A 22,954-nucleotide genomic window follows, 5' to 3' on the forward strand; every position below is an offset into this window, starting at 1 on the left:
ACATGGAACAGAAAATGGACAGGCGCGCAGGTGCGCCGCAGGAACCGCAATGCGTCAGGGAGGGACGCGCCGACCGTCCCGCACTAGCCCCACAGGGTCTCGATCTCGGCATCCAGGAAATAACCGGCGCCGCGCTCGGTGCGCAGCAGGGTCGGGTTCTTGGGATCGGCTTCCAGCTTGCGGCGCAGTCGCAGGATCTGGACATCGATGGCACGGTCATAGACTTCGTCGAAGGCGCGCGTGCTCTCCAGCAGGTGCTCGCGCGAGACGATGCGCCCCGGCGCACCCAGGAAGGCCACCAGCAGGCTGAATTCGGCATTGGTCAGGCTCACCTGGCGCTGGTCCGGTGCGGTCAGGCGACGGGTGTTCAGGTTCAGGTCCCAGCCGGCGAAGCGGTAGGCACGCGGGTGCTTGCTGCGGGTCACCGGCGCCGCAGGGGCGGCTGGCGTGGCGGTACGGCGCAGCACGGCGCGCATGCGGGCCAGCACTTCGCGCGGCGAAAACGGCTTGGTGATGTAATCGTCGGCCCCCAGCTCCAGGCCCATCACCATGTCGGCCTCTTCATTGCGCCCGGTCACGCAGATGATGGACATGCTGCTCTCGGCCCGCCAGCGGCGCGCCAGTTCGGCGCCATCGATGTCGGGCAGGCCGAGATCCAGCAGCACCATGTCATAGACCGATTTCTGGACGGCGCTCTGGGCCTGGGCACCGGTGGCGGCGCTGTCGACCGAGAGGCCGTGGCCGCTCAGGTAATCGACCAGCAATTGGCGCATGGCCTGGTCGTCATCGACGACCAGCACCCGGATGGGAGGGGTAGTGCTCATGGAGTTCCTTGTTCGGTATCGGGCAGCGCGGTCATGATAGCGCGTCGCAATGCAGCTCGCTCAAGCGGCTTGGTCAGGCCGGCAACGCCCAGCGTCCTTGCCAGGTCCAGCACGTGGGCCTGACCGGAGCACAACACCACCGGCAGATCGGCGCGCAGTTCGCGCAGGGCCGCGATGAGGGCATCACCCTGCATCTGCGGCATGTCCAGGTCGGTGATCACCAGATCCACCGCCAGCGGTTCCAGGGCGAATTCCTCCAGCGCCAGCAGCGGGTCGTCGAAGACGATGGGCGCATAGCCCAGCGCATCCAGCCATTGTGCGCACAATGTGCGCTGGCCCGCATCGTCGTCGACCACGAAGATGCATTGGCCCTGGCCGCTGGCGACTTGCTCGTCGTGCGGCTGGTCGGCGTCGGACGTCGGTTCCGGCGTTGCCACTGGCGACGCCAGGTCAGTGGCGGCCGCAGCCGGCAGCAGCAGCCGGAAGCGCGTGCCCCTGGCATCACTGGCAACGGCCACGCCGCCTTCGTGTTCGATGGCGATGCCGGCCACGATGGCCAGACCCAGTCCGGTTCCCTTGCCGCCCGGACCATCGCGCGTGGTGAAGAAGGGTTCGAACAGCCGCGACAGGTGCTGCGGGGCGATGCCGCTGCCGTCATCCACCACCTCCAGCCACACCGCCTGCTGTTGCGGCAAGTCGCCGGCCAGGGGCGCTTCGGCTGGCGCCTCTCCGGCATGCAGGCTGACCACCACCCGGCTGCGCGCGGCCTGGCTGGCATTGCGGATCAGGTTCAGGGCCACGCGCGCGAGCTGCCCGGCATGGCCTTGTACTGCCAGCGGCTGGGCCGGTGGCCGGAACTCGATCACCACGCCGGCCCGGCACAAGGGACGGGCCAGCCGCACCGCCTCGGCCACCGGCTCGCGCAGGTCCAGCAGGATGCGCTGGCGATCTCCGCGACGTCCCGCCAGCAGGATCTGTTCCGTCAGTTCGCGCCCCCGACGCACTGCCGATACCACCTCCGACAGGGGGCGCTGGGCCGGCGCGGCCGGGTCCAGTTGTTCCTGGGCCAGTTCGGCATAGCCACCCGCAGCGCCCAACACATTGTTGAAGTCATGGGCGATGCCACCGGCCATCAAGCCCAGCGATTCGAAGCGGCGCATCTGTTCCATCCGTGCCGCCAGCGCCTGCCGCTCGCGCATGGCCACGGCGATGAAGAAGGTCAGCATGGCCAGGCCGGCCAGGTCGACCTGCAGGCTCCAGGTGCTGTCCAGCCCTTCCTGGCGATAGGGGCCCATATCGTAGAGCGTGAGCAAAACCGCCATCACCGCGGCCAGGCTGGTCACCAGCGTGGCACTGCGCATGCCGCCGTACAGGGCGGCCCCGGCCAGCACCAGCGACAGCAGCACACGCTGCACTTCGCCCGACCAATCGCAGGCGGCACAGGCCAGCAATACCCCCACCACGGCCGCGGCACCGAGCAAGGAGGGCCGGTCGCCGCGCAGGCTGCGCCAGTGCAGCTGCGACCAGACCAGCCAGGTCGGCGTCAGTACCAGGATCGCCAGACCATTTCCCACCAGCAGGGTGCGCCATTCGGCCCACCAGCCGGCCGGCATCACATCGGCCGCCAGGCTTGCCCCCACGGCAGCCACCAGTGCCACCACCAGCAAGGGCAGCAGGGCCACGAAGCGGCCCAGCTTGTAGAGACCGTCGAACTGCCCGTCGCGACTGACGAAGCGTCGTCCCAGCCAGATGCAGGCGACGATCTGCACCACGTTCAACAGCGCGAAACCGGCGTCGACCTGCAGCGGCAGGCTATCCCGGTCGCCCACCACCAGCATGGCCACGAACACCGCCAGCAGATACGGGAACCAGTCGCGCGCCGGCTTGCGCCACAGCAGCGCGATCATCAGCGCGGGGGCCGGGGCGGCAATCGGCGCCAGGGTGGTGCTGTCCTGCAGGTTGGCGGCAGGACTGGCAAGGAGCGTGTAGATCACGCCACACAGCACTGCCGACAGCAGGCTGCGGAACATGGCGGCCAGCGGGCGTTGAGGGAGAGATGGGGTCATGGCCAGCCTCAGTTGCGCGAATACAGGACCCGCAGCGCCACCCTGCGCTCTTCCGGCGGCAGCTGGTTGACTGCACGCAGGTAGGCGATGGAGGCATCACAGGTGGCATCCGGATCGGCCTGGCGCCGCAAGGGCGACGACAGCAGCTTCAACTGCTCCTGCGTCAGCGGCGCCAGCGCCTTGCGGAAGACGCGGGTACGCTCGGCCAGGGTATAGCGACCGGCATTGGCCGGATCGGCATCGCGCAACAGGCGCTGGGTCATCTGCTGCTCGCGGTTGGCGAATTCCTGCGGCAGCACGGCCTGCGGCGCCTCGCGGCCGGCGGCGGCGTCCGCGCGCGAGCGTGGATAGATCAGTTCGGTGCAGGCCGCCGTGCTGATGCCACGCAAGGCCACCGCCTCATCCAGCAGCAATTGCTGGAACTCGGCGAGCGACTCGTCGGAGGCGATCGGCAGCAGGCGGCGGCTCAACAAGCCGACCTGTTCACGCCCGACCGCCAGGATGTCGGCATCGGACGCATGCGCCTGGACCTTGGCCCAGGCCAGGTCGATGGTGCGGGCAAACTCGGCAGGATGGTAGCGCGCCATGATGTCGAACAGCGCGCCCTTCTTGAACTCGGCCTCCAGGATGTCGCGTGAGGTGGCGATGGTAGCGATCTGCGCGGTCTCGCCGCCCGGTGCCAGGCGCGTCAGCACGCCCGCCTGTAACAGCTGGCCCAGTTCCGGATACCAGCTGCGGGCGGCCGGGGTATCGGCAATATGTTCGATGAAATCGTGCGGCAGACCCAGCTTGCCGTAGGTATCGAAGGTCAGCTTGCGGTCGAAGCTCTTGTTGATGCGGTCGTCACCCCCCACCGTGTAGAGCGTATGAAAACCGATATGCGCACGCGGGTCCATGGCGCGGTCGCGGCCGGCCAGGAAGGCCAGCGTGCAGGAAGAGGAACACTCCTGCTCCACATAGGTATTGAGCCGGTGGCGACGGATCACCTCGCCCACCAGCTTGCCCTCGCGCACCCAGCCCCCGGCCGAATACAGCACCACGGTCTGCACCGAAGGATGCTGTTGCAGCAGGCGTTCCAGGCCATCGGCCGCGCCATCGTTCATGCCACCCTGCAGCAGCAGCGACTTGCCGTCCACTCGCAACTGATAGACCACCGGCGGCCCCAGTTGCTTGCCCAGGGCGATCTCGAACTGCTCGCGCAGGGAGGGCGCGGCGCGCCAGGTACTGGTGGCCATGCTGATGGCACCACAGACGATGAGGAACTTGACCACCACCTCGGCCCAGCGGCGTCCACCCCGCGCCACGTGCTTGCTGGCCGAACGCCAGCAGCCGCAGACGCCCCAGGTCCAGGCCAGGTAGCTGAAGGCGGCGATGCCCAGCACGCCGGCCATGCCATAGCGGGCCGGCATGTCGTTGGTCAGGCGCGCCAGCACCGAGATCGCCAGCGCCGGCACCAGCGACGTGAGCAGGACGGTGTGCAGCCAGTAGGAGCGGCCCAGCGAATAATCGCCGCGCCAATGACGGCGCAGGAAACTGGCAGGCGGGCTGGCGGGAGCGGAAGATCGGGTTACTGCCTGGGACACGTGGTGCTTTTCCTCGATGCGATCCCGCGCGTTGCGGTCTCGTCTTCAATGACGGGTAACTTCATACAGCCCAAAGCATACCCCAGCTGTGCCGGGCGCTTCGGCTCTCAGCCGCCGTGACCGGGAATACGCGACAGGTCGACTTCGTCGATCTGGCTGGGATGCATGAACTCTTCGGCATACTTTTCATAGATGCGTTCCCGTACGAACAGGTCGAACAGGTCCGGGTCGATATGGTCGCGCGCCTTGAAGCCAGCCAGGATCTCCACCGCCTCGTTGAGCGTATTGCCGCGCTTGTAAGGGCGGTCGGCGGCCGTGACGGCCTCGAAGATGTCAGCCACCGCCATGACGCGCGCCTGCACCGACATCTGGTCCCGCGTCAGTCCCTTGGGGTAGCCCTTGCCATCCATGCGCTCGTGGTGGCCGCCGGCAAATTCGGTGACCCGCGAGAGCTGCTTGGGCCAGGGTAGCGACTCCAGCATGCGGATGGTGATGACGATGTGGTTATTGATGATGGCGCGCTCGGCGTCGTTGAGCGTCCCGGCGCGGATGCGCAGGTTGCCGGCCTCTTCGTCGTCGAGCAGCTTGCGTAGCTGGCCGTCGGGGCCGCGCCAGGTCCGCTCGGCGATATCCAGTACGCGCTGCTGGTCTTCGGCGCGCATGCCTTCGTTGCCATAGTTGATCTTGCGCAGGAAGGCACGCTCCTCGTCCATCTGCAGCAGTTCGGCCTGCAGGGCGGCCTCCATCGTGGCCGACTGCTCCGCGCTCAGGGCCGCCCCCAGGGCCAGCTTTTGCTGCAGCATGCGGATCTCGGCATCGCGCTTGAGGACTTCGAAACGGGTATCGACCAGGTGGATACGGTCGAAGATGGTCTCCAGCTTGGTCGCCTTTTCCACGATGTGGCTGGGCGTGCCGATCTTGCCGCAATCGTGCAGCAGCGCCGCCAGCCACAGCTCGCGGCGGTCGGCATCGGTCATGCGGAAATCGGCCAGCGGCCCCTCGGTGGTGTTATGCGCGGCTTCGGCCAGCATCATCGCCAGTTGCGGCACCTGCTCGCAATGGCGACCGGTATGCGGTGACTTTTCGCCGATGCCGATGTTGATCAGCTTGATCAGGCTTTCGAACAGGCTTTCCAGGCGACCGATCAACTGCTGGTTGGTCATCGCCATGGCCGCCTGCGACGCCAGTGCCTCGATGAAGCGCTGGTCGGTCTCGGAGAAGGGGACCGGTTCGCCAGTGTCGGCGTCGATGGCATTGATGAGCTGCAGCACGCCCACCAGCTCGCCCTCATGGTCCTGCATCGGCACCGTCAGGATGGACTTGGACAGGTAGCCGTACTTCTCGTCGAACAGGCGCATGCCGTTGAAGTTGAAGCCACTGGCCTGGTACACATCCGGGATGTTGACCGAGTTGCGGGTATTGGCGGAATAGGCCGCCACCGCCGCCAGGTTGGGCTGGCCGTCCGGCAGCGTCAGGGCGATGTCGGGGATCGAGATCGGCTGACCGCTGCTGCCGCCCTGGTGCATCTTGAGGGTCTGGTTGACCGAGATGTAGAAGCTCAGCGCGTCGCCGCTTTCGGTGATGCGATAGAGGGTGCCGCCGTCGGCGCGGGTGATGTCACGCGCGGTCAGCAGGATGCGTTCAAGCAACAGGGGGATATCGCGATTGCTGCCCAGCTCGCGGCACAGTTCGGTGAGCCGCTCCAGCCGGTGCGCGATGTCGCGATGCTGGCCGGCGCTGGGGGTGAGATCGTGGATGTTCATGTCGCCATCTCCCCCGCACGGCAGTTGTGGCACTGGCCGGTGTGGCAGGCTTGGGCTGCTGGATGGACTGCTGGCGACATGCTGCTCCCTGAAGCGTTGGCGTATGGACGTGGCGCAGTGATTGCCCGATGGCAAGTCCGCGTTTTTTTCAGATGCTTTTTCGGCATCATGGCGATTCTAGAACGGCCACGCAGAGCGTCTTGCCGCGAACTTGGGGGGAATTGGCCTCCAATTCTACGCTTGCAAGCAGCCTCTCAGCACAAGTCCGTACGGTAGCGCTCAGGGATATCCCGATTGCGCTGAGGCCCCGAATCCCTTACCATCCCGATATGTTGCATAATTTGCCACATATTCCGCAAAACCAGTCCCGGTGGGGATTTCCGGGCTGCAACCTGTACCGTGGCGGGCTGGCCCGGGCACAGGAAACTAACACTCTATAAGCGGCAACGACGATGCGCATAGAAATTCTCGGCTGCAGCGGGGGCATCGGTGGCAATGGCATGCGCACCACCTCCCTGCTCATCGATGACGATATCCTGATCGACGCCGGGACCGGCGTGGGCGACCTGTCGCTGCAGCGACTGGCGGCCATCGATCACGTCTTCATCACGCATGCCCATCTGGACCACATCGCCTGCCTGCCCCTGATGATCGACAGCGTGGGCGACATGCGCAGCACGCCACTGACCATGCATGCCACCGCCCAGACCATGGAGATCATCCGCAAGCATATCTTCAACTGGCACATCTGGCCGGACTTCAGCGTCATCCCGAATGCCGAGCGACCCTTCCTGCGCTTCGCCACCCTCGAACCCGGCCAGACGGTGCGCATCGGCCAGCGCAGCATCACGCCACTGCCAGCCTCGCACACCGTGCCGGCGGTGGGTTACCACCTGCGCAACGAGCACAGCGGCGGCTCGCTGGCCTTCAGCGGCGACACCTCGATCTGTCCGGCGCTGTGGGAAGCACTCAACCGCATCGACGCCCTGCGCTATCTGATCATCGAAGCCGCCTTCGCCGACCGCGACCGCGAACTGGCGCTGCTGTCCAAGCACCTGTGCCCCAGCCTGCTGCTGCAGGAGCTGCAACAGCTGCAGGGCCGGCCCGAGGTGCTGGTCACCCATGCCAAACCCGGTCAGCTGCAGGAGATCGCCAGCCAGATCAGCCAGGGCAGCGGCCCTCATCAACCGCGCATGCTCGCCACCGGCACCATTCTCGAATTCTGAGCCACCCGGGCGGCAGCAAAAAGGGCGCCGCACGCAAGTGCCGGCGCCCTTTTCGCTCAGGCATGCAGGTACGCCTGCATGCCCTGCCTCACTGCACTACACAGGCATCGAGCTTGGCCGCGCCGATCTTCTGCGTGCCATTGTTGGCATTGCTGCTGATGGACGGCGGCATGGTCACCGGTACGCCCTGCGACGGCGGTATGATCACCGGCGGCACGTTCATCGACTGCACGTATCCGAACTGACCCGCGCTGAAGAGCTGCGAACCGCCCGGGTTGCTGACCAAGATGGCACCGGTCACCACATCCACATGCAGGCCATTGGCCGGCGGTTGCCCGCTCGGCGTTGGCACGCCGGCGCAATCGTTCTGGCAGTACAGGGCGCCGAAATGGGTGCCGCGGATACCGATGGTGGCCGTGGGCGTATCGAAGTTGACGGCTTCGTGATTACGCTTGCCCACCAGCCCGGTCACGGCGCGCAGGCCGCCCTTGACCAGTCCGATGGCCACCGAGTCGTTCTTGGGCTCCTTCTCGTCATAGATGTACTTGTTCACCGCCACTTCGGTACCCGGCCGCAGCACGATCTCCGCATTGTCCAGGAACTTGACGCGGGTGTAGGTCTCACGCTCGGTGATCAGGGTATCGCCCTGCAGGATCGCCGACTTCACCGCCAGCACCACGCGCGAACCGTCGGCATGACGCGCCGTGAGTACGCCCGACAGATGGGTCACCTGGCCCACCACCGGCTGCCCCTGGGCGTGGGCCGGTGCAGTCCCGGCCAGCAACCACAGTGCCAGGCCCAGCGCCAGCAGTTGCGCGACCACATGATGCCGGATCAGCCCCGGCAGGTTTTGCTTGAAGGATTTCATAGGCTCAATTCATCCGGTTGATCAGGTGCACATCGGCAGCGGTTTCTTGACCTGCTTGCGATCCGCACCCTCATCGCCGAAGTTGTCGGCAGTACCGCCCACGGTCTGACCGCTGGCATTGTTCTGCTGCACGACATCGCCGGTATGGTAGGCCGCCGTATCGGACAGCTGCGCATTGTTCAGCGTGGCCTGCAGGTTCTGGCTCTGCTGGTTCTGCTGCTGCTGCACCGCCTGCGCAGTCTGGCTGGTAGCCGAACTGCTGCTGCCACTGCTGCCACTGCTACTGCTCGCCGCGACCGGCGTGCGGGTTCCGTTGGCGTCGGTGATGGTCACCCCCTGGGCGTAACCGATCACCGCGCCCGAATCCACCGATAGCAGCGCCACGCCCGGCGGCGAGGTGGAGATGTTGGCATTGATGGTCATCGAATCGCCGGCCGAGAGCGTGATGTTGCCGCCGGTGGAGACCAGTACGCCATTGACGATCAGCGTGTCATTGCTGCCCGAGGAGGCGCCGGCGGTCAGCGTGATGCTGCCGGTGGCGCTCACGCCGCCCGAACCGATGGTCAGCGGGCTATGCGTGACCAGGCTCACGGATCCGTTGGAACTCTTGACCTGGCCGGTGGTGTTGATACCCAGCAGCGACAGCTTGCTGGCCGCGCTGGTGACCGTGCCATTGGCGCTGGTGGGCAGACTGCCGAGGAAATCGGCATTGCTGCCGATGGCCGTGGTCTGCGCACCGCCCGTATTGTCGATGCTGATATTGCCGCGCGTGGTGTTCACGCCATTGATGCTGACCACGCTGGCGTCGCTGGTATTGAGCGAGTTGGTGAAACTGATGTCCCCCGTGCCGTTGTTGTTGGCCGCGAAGCCGGCCACCTGGTTACCCGAATTGCTGAGCTTGATGCCGCTGGTGGCCGCCGCGATCAACTGCCGCTTCACCCGCAGCGAAGTACCGCTGTTCTGGCTGACGTTGCCGCTCTGCGCTTCCAGTACCAGGTTGTTGGCGGTGATATTGCCCACGGCCAGAGCGCCGCTGGCCTGCGACAGCGCTGCGTCGGCCAGGGTCAGGTTGCCACCGGTCTGGGTAAAGCCTTCGGCCACCACCAGGCGCGAGCCGGTATTGCCGGTCACGGTGCCGTTGGAGACGGTCAGGTTGGACAGACGGACATCGCCACCCAGTGTCAGGTTACCGGCGGTCAGATTGACCGTCATGCCGGACTGCGAGGCATTGGCGATGGTCACGCTGCCCTTCAGGAGCGTGGTCTCCCCCTCGATCATGTCAGTACCGCCGATGTTGAGGGTGCCATTGCCGCTGGTGGTGCCATTGAGGACCAGGGCCGTGGTGGCATTGGCAGCCGCCGAACTGCCGACACTGACGTTGGCCGTCCCCTGGATGCTGGCACTGTTGCGCACCGTCAGGTTGCCGCTCTGCTGATACAGCTGGCCGCCCTGGGCGATCTGCAGACTACCGATCACGTCATCCCCGCTGTCATGCCGCAGGCTGGTGTTGGCCGCGATGATCACGGTATCGATCTGGGTCGGAAGATAGGTGTCGCTGGTGCTCTCCCCCTGGCTGTCGGCCCAGCTGTAGCGGCTGCCCCAACCACCCTCGCTGTTAGCCGCGTAGAAGGTCTCGGCGCCCCTGAACTGCAGGCTGAGCGAGCCACCCGAGCCGTAGACCGCCTTGATCATCTTCTCGTCGCTACCGACTTTGACCACATCGCCGGTCACGTAGCGGAAATAGCTGTCCCCGACGCCGGATTCGCTGAAACCGAAATCGAAGACATCAAAGCTGGCGTTGCTCGTCGGAACATAGTTGCCGAGCAGTCGTGTCTTGAGGGTACCGTCCAGGTTGACCGAGCTGGTGTTGAGGGTGATGCGGTCATAGCTGCTTGGGCCGGCGATGTCGACCAGCATTCTGCCGACCGCATTCTGCGTGAAACTGTTGGCAGTGATGGTGAGGCTGCCCACCGTGCCATCGCCACCCGGCGCCAGGGTACCGTTGTTGATGACCGAACCACTGGCGGTGAGCGTGCCGTTTCCGGAAATGGTGCCGTTGGCCTCATTGGTGATCTGCTTGACGCTGATCGTGGCGCCGGCCATGGTCAGCGTGCCGTTGTTGGTGAAGCTATTATTGCTGCCGCGGATGGCGGTCTGGTTGCCCAGGTTCATCTGACCATTGTTGACCAGTCCGTTCGAACCATCCAGGCTCAGGTTCTGGCCCACGCCGCTGATGTTGAGCGTGCCATTGTTGGTCCAGGTGGCATTACCCGATGCGGTCAGGGCTGTACTGGCTGCATTGAGCAGTATCTTGCCGTTGGCATTGTTGACCACATCGCCACTGGAGGTGACCGAAGCGCTGGAATTGACGTTGATGGTGCCGTTGTTGCTGATCCCGCCGCTGCCCACGGACAGGTTGTTGCTGCCACCGGCCAACAGGTTCACGGTGCCATTGTTGTTCACCGAATCGACGTTGAGCTGGCTGCCGCTCATCGTCAATACGCCGGCACTGCCCAGCTCCAGGGCAGCGGCAGTCAACAACCCTCCCGTACCGAGATCGACCGTGCCATTGCTGATGAGCAGATTCCCTTTGTTGGAGCCATCCTTGACGTCCATCGTGCCACCGTTGAGCACGACGCGCGCATTATTGCCGATGGTCGTCTGGTGACTGGAACTGACCACCGCCACCCTGAAACTGTCCGTCTGCACTTCCTGGTAGCCGCTTTCGAGGTTCAGGTCCAGCTTGCCCGCCGTGCTGGTGATGTTGGCGTTGATGGTGATGTTGTTGGCTGCCTGCAGCGTCAACGTCGCATTGTAATCACTGGTCTTTTCGATGGCGGCGCTGACGGTGATGTTGCCGGCCTGGTCGCCGCCATCCGTGCCTGTCGTCAGGCGCACGCTGGTGCCGTTGTTGAGCTGGTTGCTGATGGTACTGGCGCTGATCTGCGAGCCGTCTTCACCGGAATACACGGCATAGGAGGTGCCACAGCTGCCACCACTGCCGGTCAGGGTGCCATTGGCCACCACCTCCAGATCATACGGATCGATCAGCCAGGTGCCGCCCGAACCGACCGTGGGCACCTTCACCACGTCCAGTTGCTTCAGGCCCGAGGTTTCGACGAAACCGCCCTGCCCCGGCGCGCCGGTGGCCGAGACATCGCCATCGATGAAGGCCTTGTTGCTGGCGAACAGCGTGACGTTGCCGCCCTTGGTGCCATCGGCGGTGATGCTGGAACTGGCGGTGGTGGTGAGGTCCTGCGAAGCCCGCAGGAAGATGCGACCACCTTCGCGCACCACGCTAGAGGCGCTGATGACGCCGCTGTTGGTGATCAGGCCTGCAGCCACGCCGATGCGCCCGGCTTCGGCGGTGATGCTGCCCAGGTTGGTGACGTTGCCGGCGCTACCGGTGACGTTGACCGTCACGCCCGGCGTAGCGGTATCGGCCAGGGTCACGGTCTGGCCGGCGGCCAGGATCACCTCGCCCTGCGGGCTCTTGATGATGCCGCTGTTGGAGACACTGCTGCCGATCAGGTAGACGCTGCCACCGGTGGCCGATTCGATCTTGCCCTGGTTGTCCACCAGACCGGCCGTACCCTGCCTGGCGAAGTTGAGCTTGCCGGCCAGGAAATCACTATCGCTGATGGCCAGCGAGGTGGCGATGAAACGCGCCGCATCGATGGTACCGCTGGGGCCGATCACCACGCCGTTGGGGTTGTATAACACCACGGTGCCGGTGGCGGACAGCTTGCCGTAGATCTGCGAGATATCCGCACCGCTCACCTTGGCCAGCAATGCCGCTGCGGCATTGGGCTGGTTGACGTTGACCGCGGCATTGGCGCCGATGCTGAAGGAAGCGAACTGGGCGATGGCCTGCGGCGAGAGCTGGTTGATGTTGAGCGTACTGCCGTTCTGGTTGAAGGTGACATTGCCATTGACCACGCTCCAGCCGGTAGGCAGGGTACCGGGCGCGGGCGCCGCCGCCAGTACCGGTGCCTGCCAGGCACCGCACACCGCGGCCGCCGCCAGCGAGATGCGCAGGCCGGGCGCCAGCAGGCGTTGCCAGGAGCGACGCAGCAGACGCGACAGCAGTTGCGGCAGCGGCTTGCTGGGGCGCCAGGACAGGGTCAGCTTGCGCTTGCCCACCCGCACCGTGATCGACGGCGGCAGCAATTCGATGGCCGGCTGAGCCGGGCGTAGCGTGGAAGCAGAAGCGGAGGTGGATGTCGAAGTCATGTCAGAACCCCAGGATTGCGCTCAGATGGGCGTTGAGATCGCCGCGTTGTTCGGTCACCGAATTGCCATTGAGCAGCACGCGCGCCACGTCCAGGCGCAGGCTGAAATCGCGGCCCAGGGTGTAGCGTACGCCGGCACCGAAGCTGGCCAGCGTCACCGTGGAGGGCAGTGTAGAGACCGAGGTCACATTGTTGTTGGCGCCGCGGCCGGCATCGAAGAAGGCCAGCAGCCGCATGTTGCCGCGCAGCTCGCGCCGCGCCAGCAGGTCGGGGGTATAGACTTCGCTGTTGAGTACCACGCCGCTGTCGGCGGCCACGGCGCGCTCGGTGAAGCCGCGCACGGTGTTGGCACCGGCCAGGCCGAACTGTTCCACCGGCGGCAGAGCATGCGGAGAAATCTGTAAGGTGCTGGCCAGGCGCACCTGCCAGTCGCTCTCGAAGCCCTTGAACCAGGAGGCGCCGCCCCGGATGGCGATGAAATTGTCCATCGAGCGGCGCGAACCGGTGAAGAGCGAATAGCGATCCGTCACGTTCAGGGTATCGTTGCGCCGCACCTGGCCGGTGGCCATGTTGCGGGCGATGCCGAGGTTGTAGTCGATGATCTGACCCACGCTCTGGCGCTGCGCGCTGTAGCTGACCGACAGCGGCAGGGTCGAGTACGGTACGCAGGTATTGATGCTGGCGCCATTGAGCAGGCCGCCGGCGATGGCGCAGGAGGATTCGACCTTCTTGTAGTCCGCACCGAAGACCAGCTTGCTGCTCCACTCGCCGCTGCGGGCGAAGAAATGGTTCCAGCGCAGTGCATAGACTTCGCCACGGCCGGTGATGTTGAGGGTGGAATTGAGGGCCAGCGTCTGACCCGAGCTGACATTGGATTTACCGTAGATGAAATCCAGGCTGTCGCCCAGCGCGTACAGCGGTATCCGGTAGCCCAGGGAATACAGGTCGACCTTGGCGCCGGAAGGCGCATCGGGCGAGGTGGTATAGGCCACCGTGGCCACGTGGTCGCGGTTGAACAGGTTGGAATGCTGCAGGGCCACACCGGTGCGCCAGCGGCCGGTATCGGCGCTGCCGGTATTGTCGGCGGTGAGCAGCAGGCGCAGCGGATTTTCATCCTTGACCGCGATGGCGGCATCGATCTGGTTGCTGACCTCGGAAGCCGTCAGGGTCACGTTGACCTGCTTGCCCGGATTGTCGTTGGCCAGTTGCACCGATTCGGAAATACGGCGCAGGTTGGGCGTACGCCCTTCCTGCAAATCGGGGAGGCTGGCGCGGATGTTCTGTTCGCTGAAATAGCGGTTGTCGCTCACCACCACCTTGCCGATGGCCGCCTCGACCACCTCCAGCCGCACCACCCCGCCGCTCAGCTCCTGCTCCGGCACGCTGACCTGGACGGCACTGTAGCCGGCACTGCGATAGGCATTTTCCAGGGCTTCCAGGGCCTGCTGGATATCGCCGTAGACGCGCCCGGTACCGGTAAAGGGTGCCACCGCCGCATCGATACGGGATTGCGGCAGCAGGCTGTTGCCCTGCACCTGGTAGCTGCGAATATCGAAGCGCTCATCATTGGGCGCCGGCGCCGCAGCGGTCGGCCCGGAAGCCAGCGGTTGCGCCACGGCACCGACGGCCGCACCCAGCAGCGCCATCCCCATCACGTAATGCTGCAAGCATCGTTTCATCGTCTCAGCAGCCTCGCCTGCGGCAAGGCCCTCCCTGTTTTCTTGTTTGCGATGCGCATCGCCGGTGCGACGCACTCCCTGTCCTTCACGCGCCGCGCCGGCCCGATCACCCCTGATCGATGGCGCAGGTCTGCACGCGCGGACGGCACACCGATGCCCTGACCACGGAGAGACACACCTGCGAAAACGCGAAAAGGAACCCCTGAAGCAGAAATCTCCGACCGCCGACGTTCCCCTTCTTGCGGGAGGGGTGGATCGCTGCCGGAGACGCTGTCACCTTGCCGGGTGGCAGCGCTTATTGATGCTTGTAAAGTATACTGACTACTCCTGACGGCGTCGACAACAATTGACGTTTAACCGCCTCCAGTGGGCGTTTGCGCCACTTTAAGCGAGACGAAATTGCCGCATGGAAATGATCCGCGCCGAGGACATGTAAAGAATTCCAACGCTCCCCAGCGGCCGGGAACAACTGTCCAGCGCGCCCGCCCGAGCGGGTCCGGAGGCGGCGCGATGAAACACGAGGTGGCCCCGGCTCATTTGGTCTCGAAGGTGGTGACGCCATCCCAGTCGGCCGGTGGCGGCGCCTGGCGATAATGGGCGATGCGCTCCAGATAGAGCGTATAGAGACCGCGCGGTTGTTCCTGCTGCAATACCTGCAGGGCCGCCTGTGCATCGTCCCAGCGTTGCGCGCGCACCAGTGCCAGCGCCGCATGCCAGCGCTCGACCTCGGCGCTCAGGCCGGCGTCAAGTTCGCTCTCCAGCGCCAGCGGTTCGTAGATCGGCACCGGCTCGTTCTTGCCCTTGACCCGCACCCGGTCCAGCTCGCGGTAGGCGAACTGCGGCGCGGCCTGACGCGTGGCCTGGCCCACCAGCACACCCACGCCATAGACCTTGGTGATCGATTCCAGTCGCGAGGACAGGTTCACCGCATCCCCCATGACCGTATACGCCTTGCGGATCTTCGAGCCCATGTCGCCCACGCGCATCTGCCCGCTGTTGAGGCCGATACCGATCTTCAGCGGCGGCCAGTTGCGACGGATGAATTCCTCGTTGAGCAGCAGCGTGGTCTGCTGCATCTTCAGCGCCGTGGCGACGGCCCGCGCGGCGTGGTCGGGCAGTTCCAGCGGTGCACCCCAGAACGCCATGACGGCGTCGCCGATGTACTTGTCCAGGGTGCCGCGATTGCCGCGGATGTCTTCCGACATCGCCGTGAGGTAGACGTTGATGTACTCGCGCAGCTCATTGGGCTGCAGGCTCTCGGAGATGGTGGTGAAACCGCGCACGTCGGAAAACATCACGGTCAGCTCGCGGATCTCGCCCTCCATGTTGTAGCTCTCTGGATTGGCCGCCATTTCGGCGACCAGCTCCGGCGCCACATATTCACCGAACAGATTGACGATGGCCTTGCGGTTGCGATACTCGAACAGGTAGCCCCAGGCCAGGTTGCTGATGAACAGCAGCGCCACCAGCAGCAGCGCGGTGGCCAGCGGGAGCACCATCCCGGCGCTGTCGTAGAGCCAGAAGTTGAGTCCGCCCAGGGCACCGCCGGCAGCCAGCGTGAGCAGCATCGATGCCAGCGGACCCAGCATCGGCAACAGCAGGCCCAGCAGCAGTCCCACCAGCAGTACCTGCAGGGCATCGTAACCCTGTGCGAAATCGGGCCGCGCCTTGAAGTCGTCGTCGATGATGGAGGCAATCAGGTTGGCGTGGATTTCCACCCCCGGGTAGACCGGGTTGACCGGCGTGGCCCGCAGGTCGTTCAGGCCCGGCACGGTGGTGCCGACCAGCATGATGCGGCCATCCAGCTGGTCATGCGGATAGGTGCCGCGGATCACGTCCACCGCCGGCACGTAGCGGAAGGCGCCGCCCTTGGGCCCGCCGGCGCCGCGATAGGTCACCAGCGTGGTCAGGTGCCGCTCCACCGGGATGAACAGGGGCTGCGGCCTGGCTTCCACGGCAATGCCGGCAAGTGCACCGTAGTCGCGCAACTGCCCCTCGAACAGCACATCCTGGCGCTGCAGGAAGACCGGCTTGATGCGCCTGCCACCCAGCGCCACGCGCGAGGTCGCCAGTGCCAGCGATTCGTAGAAATGATCACCCACCTGCGCAATGAGCGGCACGGCGCGGATCAGGCCGTCATCATCCGGGATGGGATTGAAGAAGCCGCCCGCCCGGGCCGCCGCCTGCAACTGCGGCAGGTTGGCACCGTAGGCCTGCCAGTGGGTCACGTCCAGCGCACGACCACCCAGGTCGGCCACGCTGAAGGCCGGCGGTGGCAACTGCCCCTTGGCGATGGCACCCGACTCATTGGAGAGGTTATAGCCCATCACCACCGGCTGCCCCTGCAGGGCCTCGGCCAGGCGGGCATCGTAGTCCATCTGCGGCTTGAGCACCTGCAGCTGTCGCGCCAGCTGCGGCACATCCTTCAGCGGTCCCTGCGCCAGCTGTTCCAGCCGGCCATAGCCGGAGCTGGTATCGGGCTCGGCGAACACCACGTCGAAGCCCACCGATTGCGCCTGGTAGGTCTGCGTCATCTGCCGCACCAGTTGCGCCACCACGTCGCGGCTCCAGGGCCAGCGGCCGATCTCGGCGATGCTCTTTTCGTCGATGTCGATGATGACGATGCGCGGGTCCAGGTCGGGCTTGGCCACCCGCATGCGCAGGTCATAGAAGAACAGGTCCAGTCGCTCCACCAGGCGGTTGGGCAGCATGCCCATGACCTGTGCACCCGCCACGCCGGTCAGTACCAGCGCCAGCAACCAGCGCGCCCAGTATTTGCCAAAGGCGGTACGCAAACGACGCAGCATGGACTTTCCCCCGGATTCCCTTTTTGATTGGCTGCGATCATGCCAGTAGTTGGACGCCGCCACAATCGGCGCACTGCGGCCATATTGCCTGACAGCATCACCGGCGATCGGCCGGGCATGGATGAGCACCATTGGCGCAGCGCGATGAACCGATGGCGAAAATGGGTTCTAATGATTTCCCATCCAATCTTTTCACCCCTCTTGCTGGAGCCACAGATGAAGCCCATCCCGCTGATCACGCTGCGCAATGGCGCGCAGGTCCCCGTTCTCGGACAAGGTACCTGGAACATGGGCGAATCCCGCGCCACTGCCGCCACCGAGGTACGCGCCCTGCAGGCCGGCATCGATCTGGGCATGACCCTGATCGATACGGCCGAGATGTACGCCGACGGCAATGCCGAACGCATCGTGGCACAGGCCATCGCCAGCCGGCACGAACAGGTCTATCTGGTCAGCAAGGTCTTGCCGCACAACGCCAGCAAGCGCGGCACCATCGCCGCCTGCGAGGCCAGCCTCAAGCGCCTGGGCACCGAGCATATCGATCTCTACCTGCTGCACTGGCGCGGCTCCCATCCACTGGCCGCGACCATCGAAGGCATGCAGGCCCTGGTGGCGCAAGGCAAGATCGGTGGCTGGGGAGTGAGCAACCTGGATACCGACGACATGGCGGAATTGCTGGAGGAACCGGAGGGCGAGCACAGCCTGTGCAACCAGGTGCTCTACAACCTGTCCCGTCGCGGCATCGAATACGACCTGCTGCCGCAGGCGCAGGAAAACGGGATGGCCGTCATGGCCTATTCGCCCATCGAACAAGGGCGCATCCTGAAGAACCCGGCCTTGCACGCCGTAGCGCAACGTCACGGCGCGACGCCGGCGCAGGTGGCGCTGGCCTGGGTGATGCGACAACCGGGCGTGATCGCCATTCCCAAGGCGGCCGACGTCGCCCACGTCGAGGCCAACCGCGCCTGCCTGGCGCTGGCCCTGGACGAGACCGACCTCAAGGAACTGGATGCCGCCTTTCCGCCGCCCCGCCGCAAGGTGCCGCTGGCGATGCTGTGAGCGCTGCTGCGCTCAAGGGCCTGCAGGCAATCTTCAGGCTGCCGCCTCCAGCGCCTGCAAGGACTTCAGCAGATGACGCACCGCTGCCGGGATCGGTGCGATCACCGGCACCGTGAATCGCCGTGCCAGGGCAATGGCCGCCTGGCCCAGCGGGCCGCCGCCGATCACCACCGCCTGCGCGCCATCGATCTCCACGCATTCGCGCACGGCCTGGGCAAGGGCCTCTTCCAGTGCCTGCGGATCGGTCGCCAGCACACGCGGATCGCCCGCCGTCAGGCGGATACCGGTATAGAGTCCGCCTACCCCGGCCTGCACCGCCTTCTCGCCGATCACCCCGGCCAGTTCCGGCGTAACGGTGGCGATGCCGAAACGGCGACCGCCCTGGGCGGCCTCCAGCATCGAGGCTTCGCACAGGCCTGCCACCGGGCGTCCATCCAGCGCGCGCAGGCGTTCGATACCCGGATCACCGAAGGCGCTGATGATCGCGCCCACGCTATGCCGCCCGGCCTCGCGCCAGTTGCGTTCCACCTCGGGCGCGGCCGCCGCCAGCTCGTCGGCATTGACGATCATCCCCGGCCCCCGCCCGGCACTGACGCCACTGATGCCATAAGCGGCCGGCAGCTCGGCGCGGGCGATGGCCACCATCATGTCGGTGGTGGCACGGGAAGCGTTGGGGTTGATCAGCAGGATATGCGGCATGCCAGTCTCGACAGAAAATGCATCAGCTACGCGCGGCCACCGCCTGCACCGGCGCTTCGGGGGCGTCGTCCTGCAGCGGCGCATCGGGCGACTTGCCATAGGTTTCGGGAACGGTGCGCACGGCCAGCGTGAAGATGCCATACATGGCCGCGATCATGCCGAACACGCCGGCCAGACCGAAGGCGTCGAACAGGCGTCCGGCCACCAGCGGCATGAAGGCGCCGGCAGCGGTGCCGGTGGCCAGGATGAAGGCGGTGCCGAAGGCGCGCACCCGGGTGGGATAGAGTTCCGGCGCAAAGATCCAGATGGTGGTGTTGAGCAGCAGCACGAAGAACTGGAATACCGCACCGGCCGCCAGGATCAGCACGATGTTCTTGGCCAGGAAACCGATGGTCAGCGCCGCCAGGCAGGCGCCGATGGCACCTGCCGTCAGCACGCGCTTGCGCGGCAGGTGGAAGCCGAAGGCCGAGGCGGCAATTGCACCCAGCAGGCTGCCGCTCTGCATCACCATGGTAAACAACAGGCTCTTGGACATGGTGTAACCCAGGCTCACCAGGATGGTCGGCATGAGCGTCAACACCGAGATCTGCGCGCCATAGGTCATCCAGATGGCAATGCACAGTGGCAGCGTGCGGCGGGCCAGCGCCCCCTGGAAGATTTCCATCGAGCGTACCTTCACCGGTGCCGCCTGCTCGCGCTTGCCATCATCGCTGATCCAGGTCTGGCCCTGCGGCGCCGGGCCGGACAGCTTGCCGCTGGCCAGGCGCGCCAGCACCTGATTGGCCTCGGCGATCTTGTGGCGCGACAGCAGGAAGCGCGGGGTCTCCGGGATGTAGCGACGGTAGAAGGCACCCAGCAGGGCCGGCAGCATCAGGCAGAAGAACAGCCAGCGCCAGCTGTTCTCGCCCGGGAACAGGGTGAAGACCAGCAAGCCGAAGGCCGGTGCCAGGAAATTGCCCATGCCGCCGGCACCGACGTTGACCAGCCCCACCGCCGTACCACGGAACTTGCTGGAGCAGAACTCGGCCAGCATGGTGACCGCAATGGCGATCTCGCCTCCCAGGCCAAAGCCGACGATGGCGCGACCGATGGCCATGACGGTGAGGTCCGGTGCCAGCGCACAGATGCCCGCACCCAGCGTAAACAGCAGCAGATCCAGGCTCAGCATGACACGACGGCCATAGCGGTCCGCCACCAGCCCGGAGACGATGCGACCGATGGCTGCGCTGGCGAAGGTGACGGTATTGAGCAGGCCGATATCGGTGGCAGACAGCCCCCACTGCTGCTTGAGCAGGGGACCGACCAGGCCGATGGCGTTCTGTTCGAAACTATCGAACAGGCAACCAATCAGGATCAGGAAGATGATGGTGTGGTGCGAACGGGTCACGCCGATCTTGTCCAGCGCGCCGTCCAGCTCGGCTACGCGCGGCGAATTCGGGATGTCCGGCGACGAAAGTGTGGGTCCAGCCATGGTCTGCTCCTCGTGCGTAGGGATGGCAAATGAATGCTGCTCGGTCTGCGGTCGAATCAAGGCTGTGGAACCACGGCTACTGCATGTCACCGTTCGGATACTGTAGTCCAGCATGCCCGCAAATGGAAGTTTGATTTCAATAAATATCATTTTATGAAATTCAAATTTCATTCACGCCAGGCTATTAGCAATCTGCATGCCAGCAATGCCGAATGCATGAAATCCAGCTTTCAGGAACATCGGGGTAGCCGGCAAAGTCGCCAGGAGTGGGGATGTCGGAAGAGATAGGAAGCCAGGTCGCCCGTTGGCGCCACCCTTTCAGGTGTGCCATCGGGTGCGCCCCGCCGGGGCAGCGACAGATGCCTGGACAGTCATCGCGCACCGTACCAGTGCGCCACCTGCATGAAAACAGGGAGTCAAGCTGGTGGATTCTCTGAAATCAATATTTCAAAGCGGCAAGCCGGGGATTACTCGAAATCCCCCAGCTCCTCATGCTCCTGCTCCACCGCCGCCAGCCGCTTGCGCCCGGCGGCACCGCTGGCGTCGATGACCAGGGTGGCCAACAAGTCGCACAAGGCCATCACGCCGACATGGTTGTCCAGCGGACCGGGACCGCGACACTGGGCCTGCAGCGACCAGTGGGCCTGGGTGCAATCCGGAGAGGCATGGTCGCTGATGTAGAGGATATGGGCACCGGCACGCACGGCCGCCTGTAGCAGGCGGTCCATCTGGCTGGTCTGGCGACGGGTACCGAAGACGATGACGCAATCCCGCTCGGACAGGCCGGCGGTGTATTCGGCCAGGGTCTCGCCGGGACCGGGGATGGCCGTCACCCGCGGCAGCACCTGGATGATCTGCCAGCGCAGGTACAGCGCAAAAGCCTGGCTGCTGCGGCTGCCGAAGATCAGCACCTGCGGGGCGCCGACGATGGCGCGGGCGATCTCGGCCATGGTGGCATCGGACAGGCGCTCGAAGGTGGCTGCCAGATTGGCCTGCGACTGCTGGAAGTGCGCCGCCACCGAGCGCAGCTGGCGTGCCGCACCGGCACTGCTGCCGTGGAACAGGGGCGAGCCGACTTCCTGCTCCTCGCGCACGTGACGGCGGGCCTCTTCGTAGCTGTCATAGCCGATACGGCGGATGAACCGGCTCACCGTGGAGGGCGACACGCCGGCCAGCTGCGCCAGCTCGTTGCCGGCGTAGCTGGCCAGTTCACCCGGGAATTCCAGCAGGAAGTCCGCCAGCAGGCGCTCGGTGCTCGACAGCTCGTCCAGCTTGCTGCGCACCCGGCGCACGAAGGATTCGGAAGAAGGTCTCATGGTGGCGCGGGCCGGGCCCGCTGCGGTGCTATCAGGATCGCCGCATTGTATAGCAGCGCAGCCTCAGCCGAACTTGCGCGCGGCATCGATGGCCAGCCCGCTGCCGATGCTGCCGAACAGGTCACCTTCCACATGCCGGGCATTGGGCGCCAGCGCCCCGATGCGTTCGCGCAGCAGACGCACGCCGCTGGAACCGCCGGTGAAGAACACGCTGTCGATATCGTCGGCGCGCAGACCGGCCTGCTTCAGCAGCGCCAACACGGTCTGTTCTACCGCCTGCACCAGGTGATCGACGGCGGCATCGAAATCGCTGCGCTGCAATTGCAGCTGCTCTGGATTGCGCAAGCGCTCCAGGTCCAGCACGGTCTGCTCCGCAGAGGACAGCGCGATCTTGCCGGCCTCCACCTGCAGCGCCAGCCAGTGGCCGCAACGCTGCTCCACCACATCGAGCAGGCGGGAGAAGCGCTCGCGGTCGGCCACCTCGCGCCCCACGTCCTGCAATTGCTGCCAGGCCTTGCGGGTGTAGAGCTGGTTGATGGTATGCCAGGTGGCCAGGTTGAAGTAATAGCTGGAGGGGATCTCGGCATTGCCCTGCAGCCGGCCGCCCAGGCCCAGCAGCGGCATGACGCAGGCCAGGCTGAAATACTTGTCGAAGTCGGTGCCGCCGATATGTACGCCGCCATTGGCCAGGATGTCGTCACGGCGCTCGCTGCGCTGCGCCCGCTGCGGCGACAGGCGCACCAGCGAAAAGTCGGAGGTACCCCCGCCGATGTCGACGATCAGGACCAGCTCTTCCCGGTCAATGCGCGACTCGTAGTCGAAGGCGGCGGCAATCGGTTCGAACTGGAAGGCGATATCCTTGAAACCGACGTCACGCGCGATCTCTTCCAGCGTATCCTGCGCCAGCTGATCGGCCGCCGCATCGTCGTCCACGAAATGCACCGGACGACCCAGCACCACGCTGGAGAACGAGGTGCCGGCGGCACGCTGGGCGCGCTGCTTCAATTCACCGATGAACTGCGACAGCAGGCCGCGATAGGGCAGTGCCCGACCGCCGACCTCGGTCTGGCCGTCGATGGCACCCGAGCCCAGCAGGCTCTTGAGCGAGCGCATCAGGCGGCCTTCATAGCCGGCCAGGTATTCCCCCAGTCCGGCGCGACCATAGCTGAAGCTGTTCTCGTCGGCGTTGAAGAACACCACCGATGGCAGCGTCGCACGGCCCTCTTCCAGCGGCAGCAGCAGGGACTCCCCGGCATCCGGGCGCAGCCAGCCGACGGTGGAATTGGAGGTGCCGAAATCCACACCGCACGCGTTCGCCATCGCCATCGATCACTCCTTGTTTTTTCGGCCGGCAATCATAT

The 22,954-nt window shown here is 65.3% G+C and carries 14 protein-coding genes; 2 read left to right on the forward strand and 12 right to left on the reverse strand.

What is annotated here, in order from left to right:
* Positions 1-83: 83 nt before the first annotated feature.
* The 4 genes from VE092_RS10795 to VE092_RS10810 form a co-directional block, all read right to left on the reverse strand.
* The gene (locus VE092_RS10795) at positions 84-824 is read right to left on the reverse strand and encodes a response regulator transcription factor (protein ID WP_324876539.1); all 741 of its coding nucleotides are present in this window, start codon (positions 822-824) and stop codon (positions 84-86) included.
* Positions 821-2,890 (reverse strand): ATP-binding protein, encoded by a 2,070-nt coding sequence (locus VE092_RS10800; protein ID WP_324876541.1) that lies wholly within the window; start codon positions 2,888-2,890, stop codon positions 821-823. Before VE092_RS10800 ends, VE092_RS10795 begins: the two co-directional genes overlap by 4 nt.
* Before the next feature lie 8 nt (positions 2,891-2,898).
* The gene (locus VE092_RS10805; protein WP_324876543.1) at positions 2,899-4,473 is read right to left on the reverse strand and encodes a hypothetical protein; all 1,575 of its coding nucleotides are present in this window, start codon (positions 4,471-4,473) and stop codon (positions 2,899-2,901) included.
* A gap of 107 nt (positions 4,474-4,580) precedes the next feature.
* Entirely contained in the window at positions 4,581-6,236 is a 1,656-nt protein-coding gene (locus VE092_RS10810; RefSeq protein WP_324876545.1) for an HD domain-containing phosphohydrolase, read from the reverse strand.
* 452 nt (positions 6,237-6,688) lie between these two features.
* Here VE092_RS10810 and VE092_RS10815 point away from each other — a divergent pair, with 452 nt between their 5' ends.
* The gene (locus tag VE092_RS10815; RefSeq protein WP_324876547.1) at positions 6,689-7,462 is read left to right on the forward strand and encodes a 3',5'-cyclic-nucleotide phosphodiesterase; all 774 of its coding nucleotides are present in this window, start codon (positions 6,689-6,691) and stop codon (positions 7,460-7,462) included.
* Positions 7,463-7,550: 88 nt separating this feature from the next.
* On the opposite strand, the gene VE092_RS10820 is transcribed toward VE092_RS10815, so the two are convergent.
* From VE092_RS10820 to VE092_RS10835, 4 genes are all read right to left on the reverse strand, one after another.
* The gene (locus VE092_RS10820; RefSeq protein WP_324876549.1) at positions 7,551-8,330 is read right to left on the reverse strand and encodes a FecR family protein; all 780 of its coding nucleotides are present in this window, start codon (positions 8,328-8,330) and stop codon (positions 7,551-7,553) included.
* A 21-nt stretch (positions 8,331-8,351) separates the two neighbouring features.
* The gene (locus VE092_RS10825) at positions 8,352-12,563 is read right to left on the reverse strand and encodes a filamentous hemagglutinin N-terminal domain-containing protein (RefSeq protein ID WP_324876551.1); all 4,212 of its coding nucleotides are present in this window, start codon (positions 12,561-12,563) and stop codon (positions 8,352-8,354) included.
* Between the two features lies 1 nt (position 12,564).
* On the reverse strand, positions 12,565-14,241 hold the full coding sequence (locus tag VE092_RS10830) for a ShlB/FhaC/HecB family hemolysin secretion/activation protein (RefSeq protein WP_324876553.1): 1,677 nt from the start codon (positions 14,239-14,241) through the stop codon (positions 12,565-12,567).
* Positions 14,242-14,774: 533 nt separating this feature from the next.
* Positions 14,775-17,048 (reverse strand): adenylate/guanylate cyclase domain-containing protein, encoded by a 2,274-nt coding sequence (locus tag VE092_RS10835; RefSeq protein ID WP_324876555.1) that lies wholly within the window; start codon positions 17,046-17,048, stop codon positions 14,775-14,777.
* Positions 17,049-17,264: 216 nt separating this feature from the next.
* Between VE092_RS10835 and VE092_RS10840 the strand changes: the two genes are divergently transcribed.
* Positions 17,265-18,107 carry an aldo/keto reductase gene (locus VE092_RS10840; protein WP_324876557.1) on the forward strand — a complete coding sequence of 281 codons (843 nt, stop codon included), beginning with the start codon at positions 17,265-17,267 and terminating at the stop codon, positions 18,105-18,107.
* Positions 18,108-18,140: 33 nt separating this feature from the next.
* Here VE092_RS10840 and VE092_RS10845 read toward each other — a convergent pair whose 3' ends face one another.
* The 4 genes from VE092_RS10845 to VE092_RS10860 all read right to left on the reverse strand — a co-directional run bounded on the left by VE092_RS10845 (position 18,141) and on the right by VE092_RS10860 (position 22,913).
* A complete protein-coding gene (locus tag VE092_RS10845) occupies positions 18,141-18,806 on the reverse strand; it encodes an aspartate/glutamate racemase family protein (protein ID WP_324876559.1) in 666 nt (221 codons plus the stop codon).
* Positions 18,807-18,828: 22 nt separating this feature from the next.
* On the reverse strand, positions 18,829-20,277 hold the full coding sequence (locus VE092_RS10850) for an MFS transporter (RefSeq protein WP_324876561.1): 1,449 nt from the start codon (positions 20,275-20,277) through the stop codon (positions 18,829-18,831).
* A 467-nt stretch (positions 20,278-20,744) separates the two neighbouring features.
* Entirely contained in the window at positions 20,745-21,593 is an 849-nt protein-coding gene (locus tag VE092_RS10855) for a MurR/RpiR family transcriptional regulator (protein WP_324876563.1), read from the reverse strand.
* Between the two features lie 63 nt (positions 21,594-21,656).
* Entirely contained in the window at positions 21,657-22,913 is a 1,257-nt protein-coding gene (locus tag VE092_RS10860; RefSeq protein WP_324876682.1) for an Hsp70 family protein, read from the reverse strand.
* Between the last annotated feature and the right edge of the window lie 41 nt (positions 22,914-22,954).

It is taken from the genome of Herbaspirillum sp., from assembly GCF_035644555.1.
In the GTDB taxonomy this organism is placed as follows: domain Bacteria; phylum Pseudomonadota; class Gammaproteobacteria; order Burkholderiales; family Burkholderiaceae_D; genus Herbaspirillum.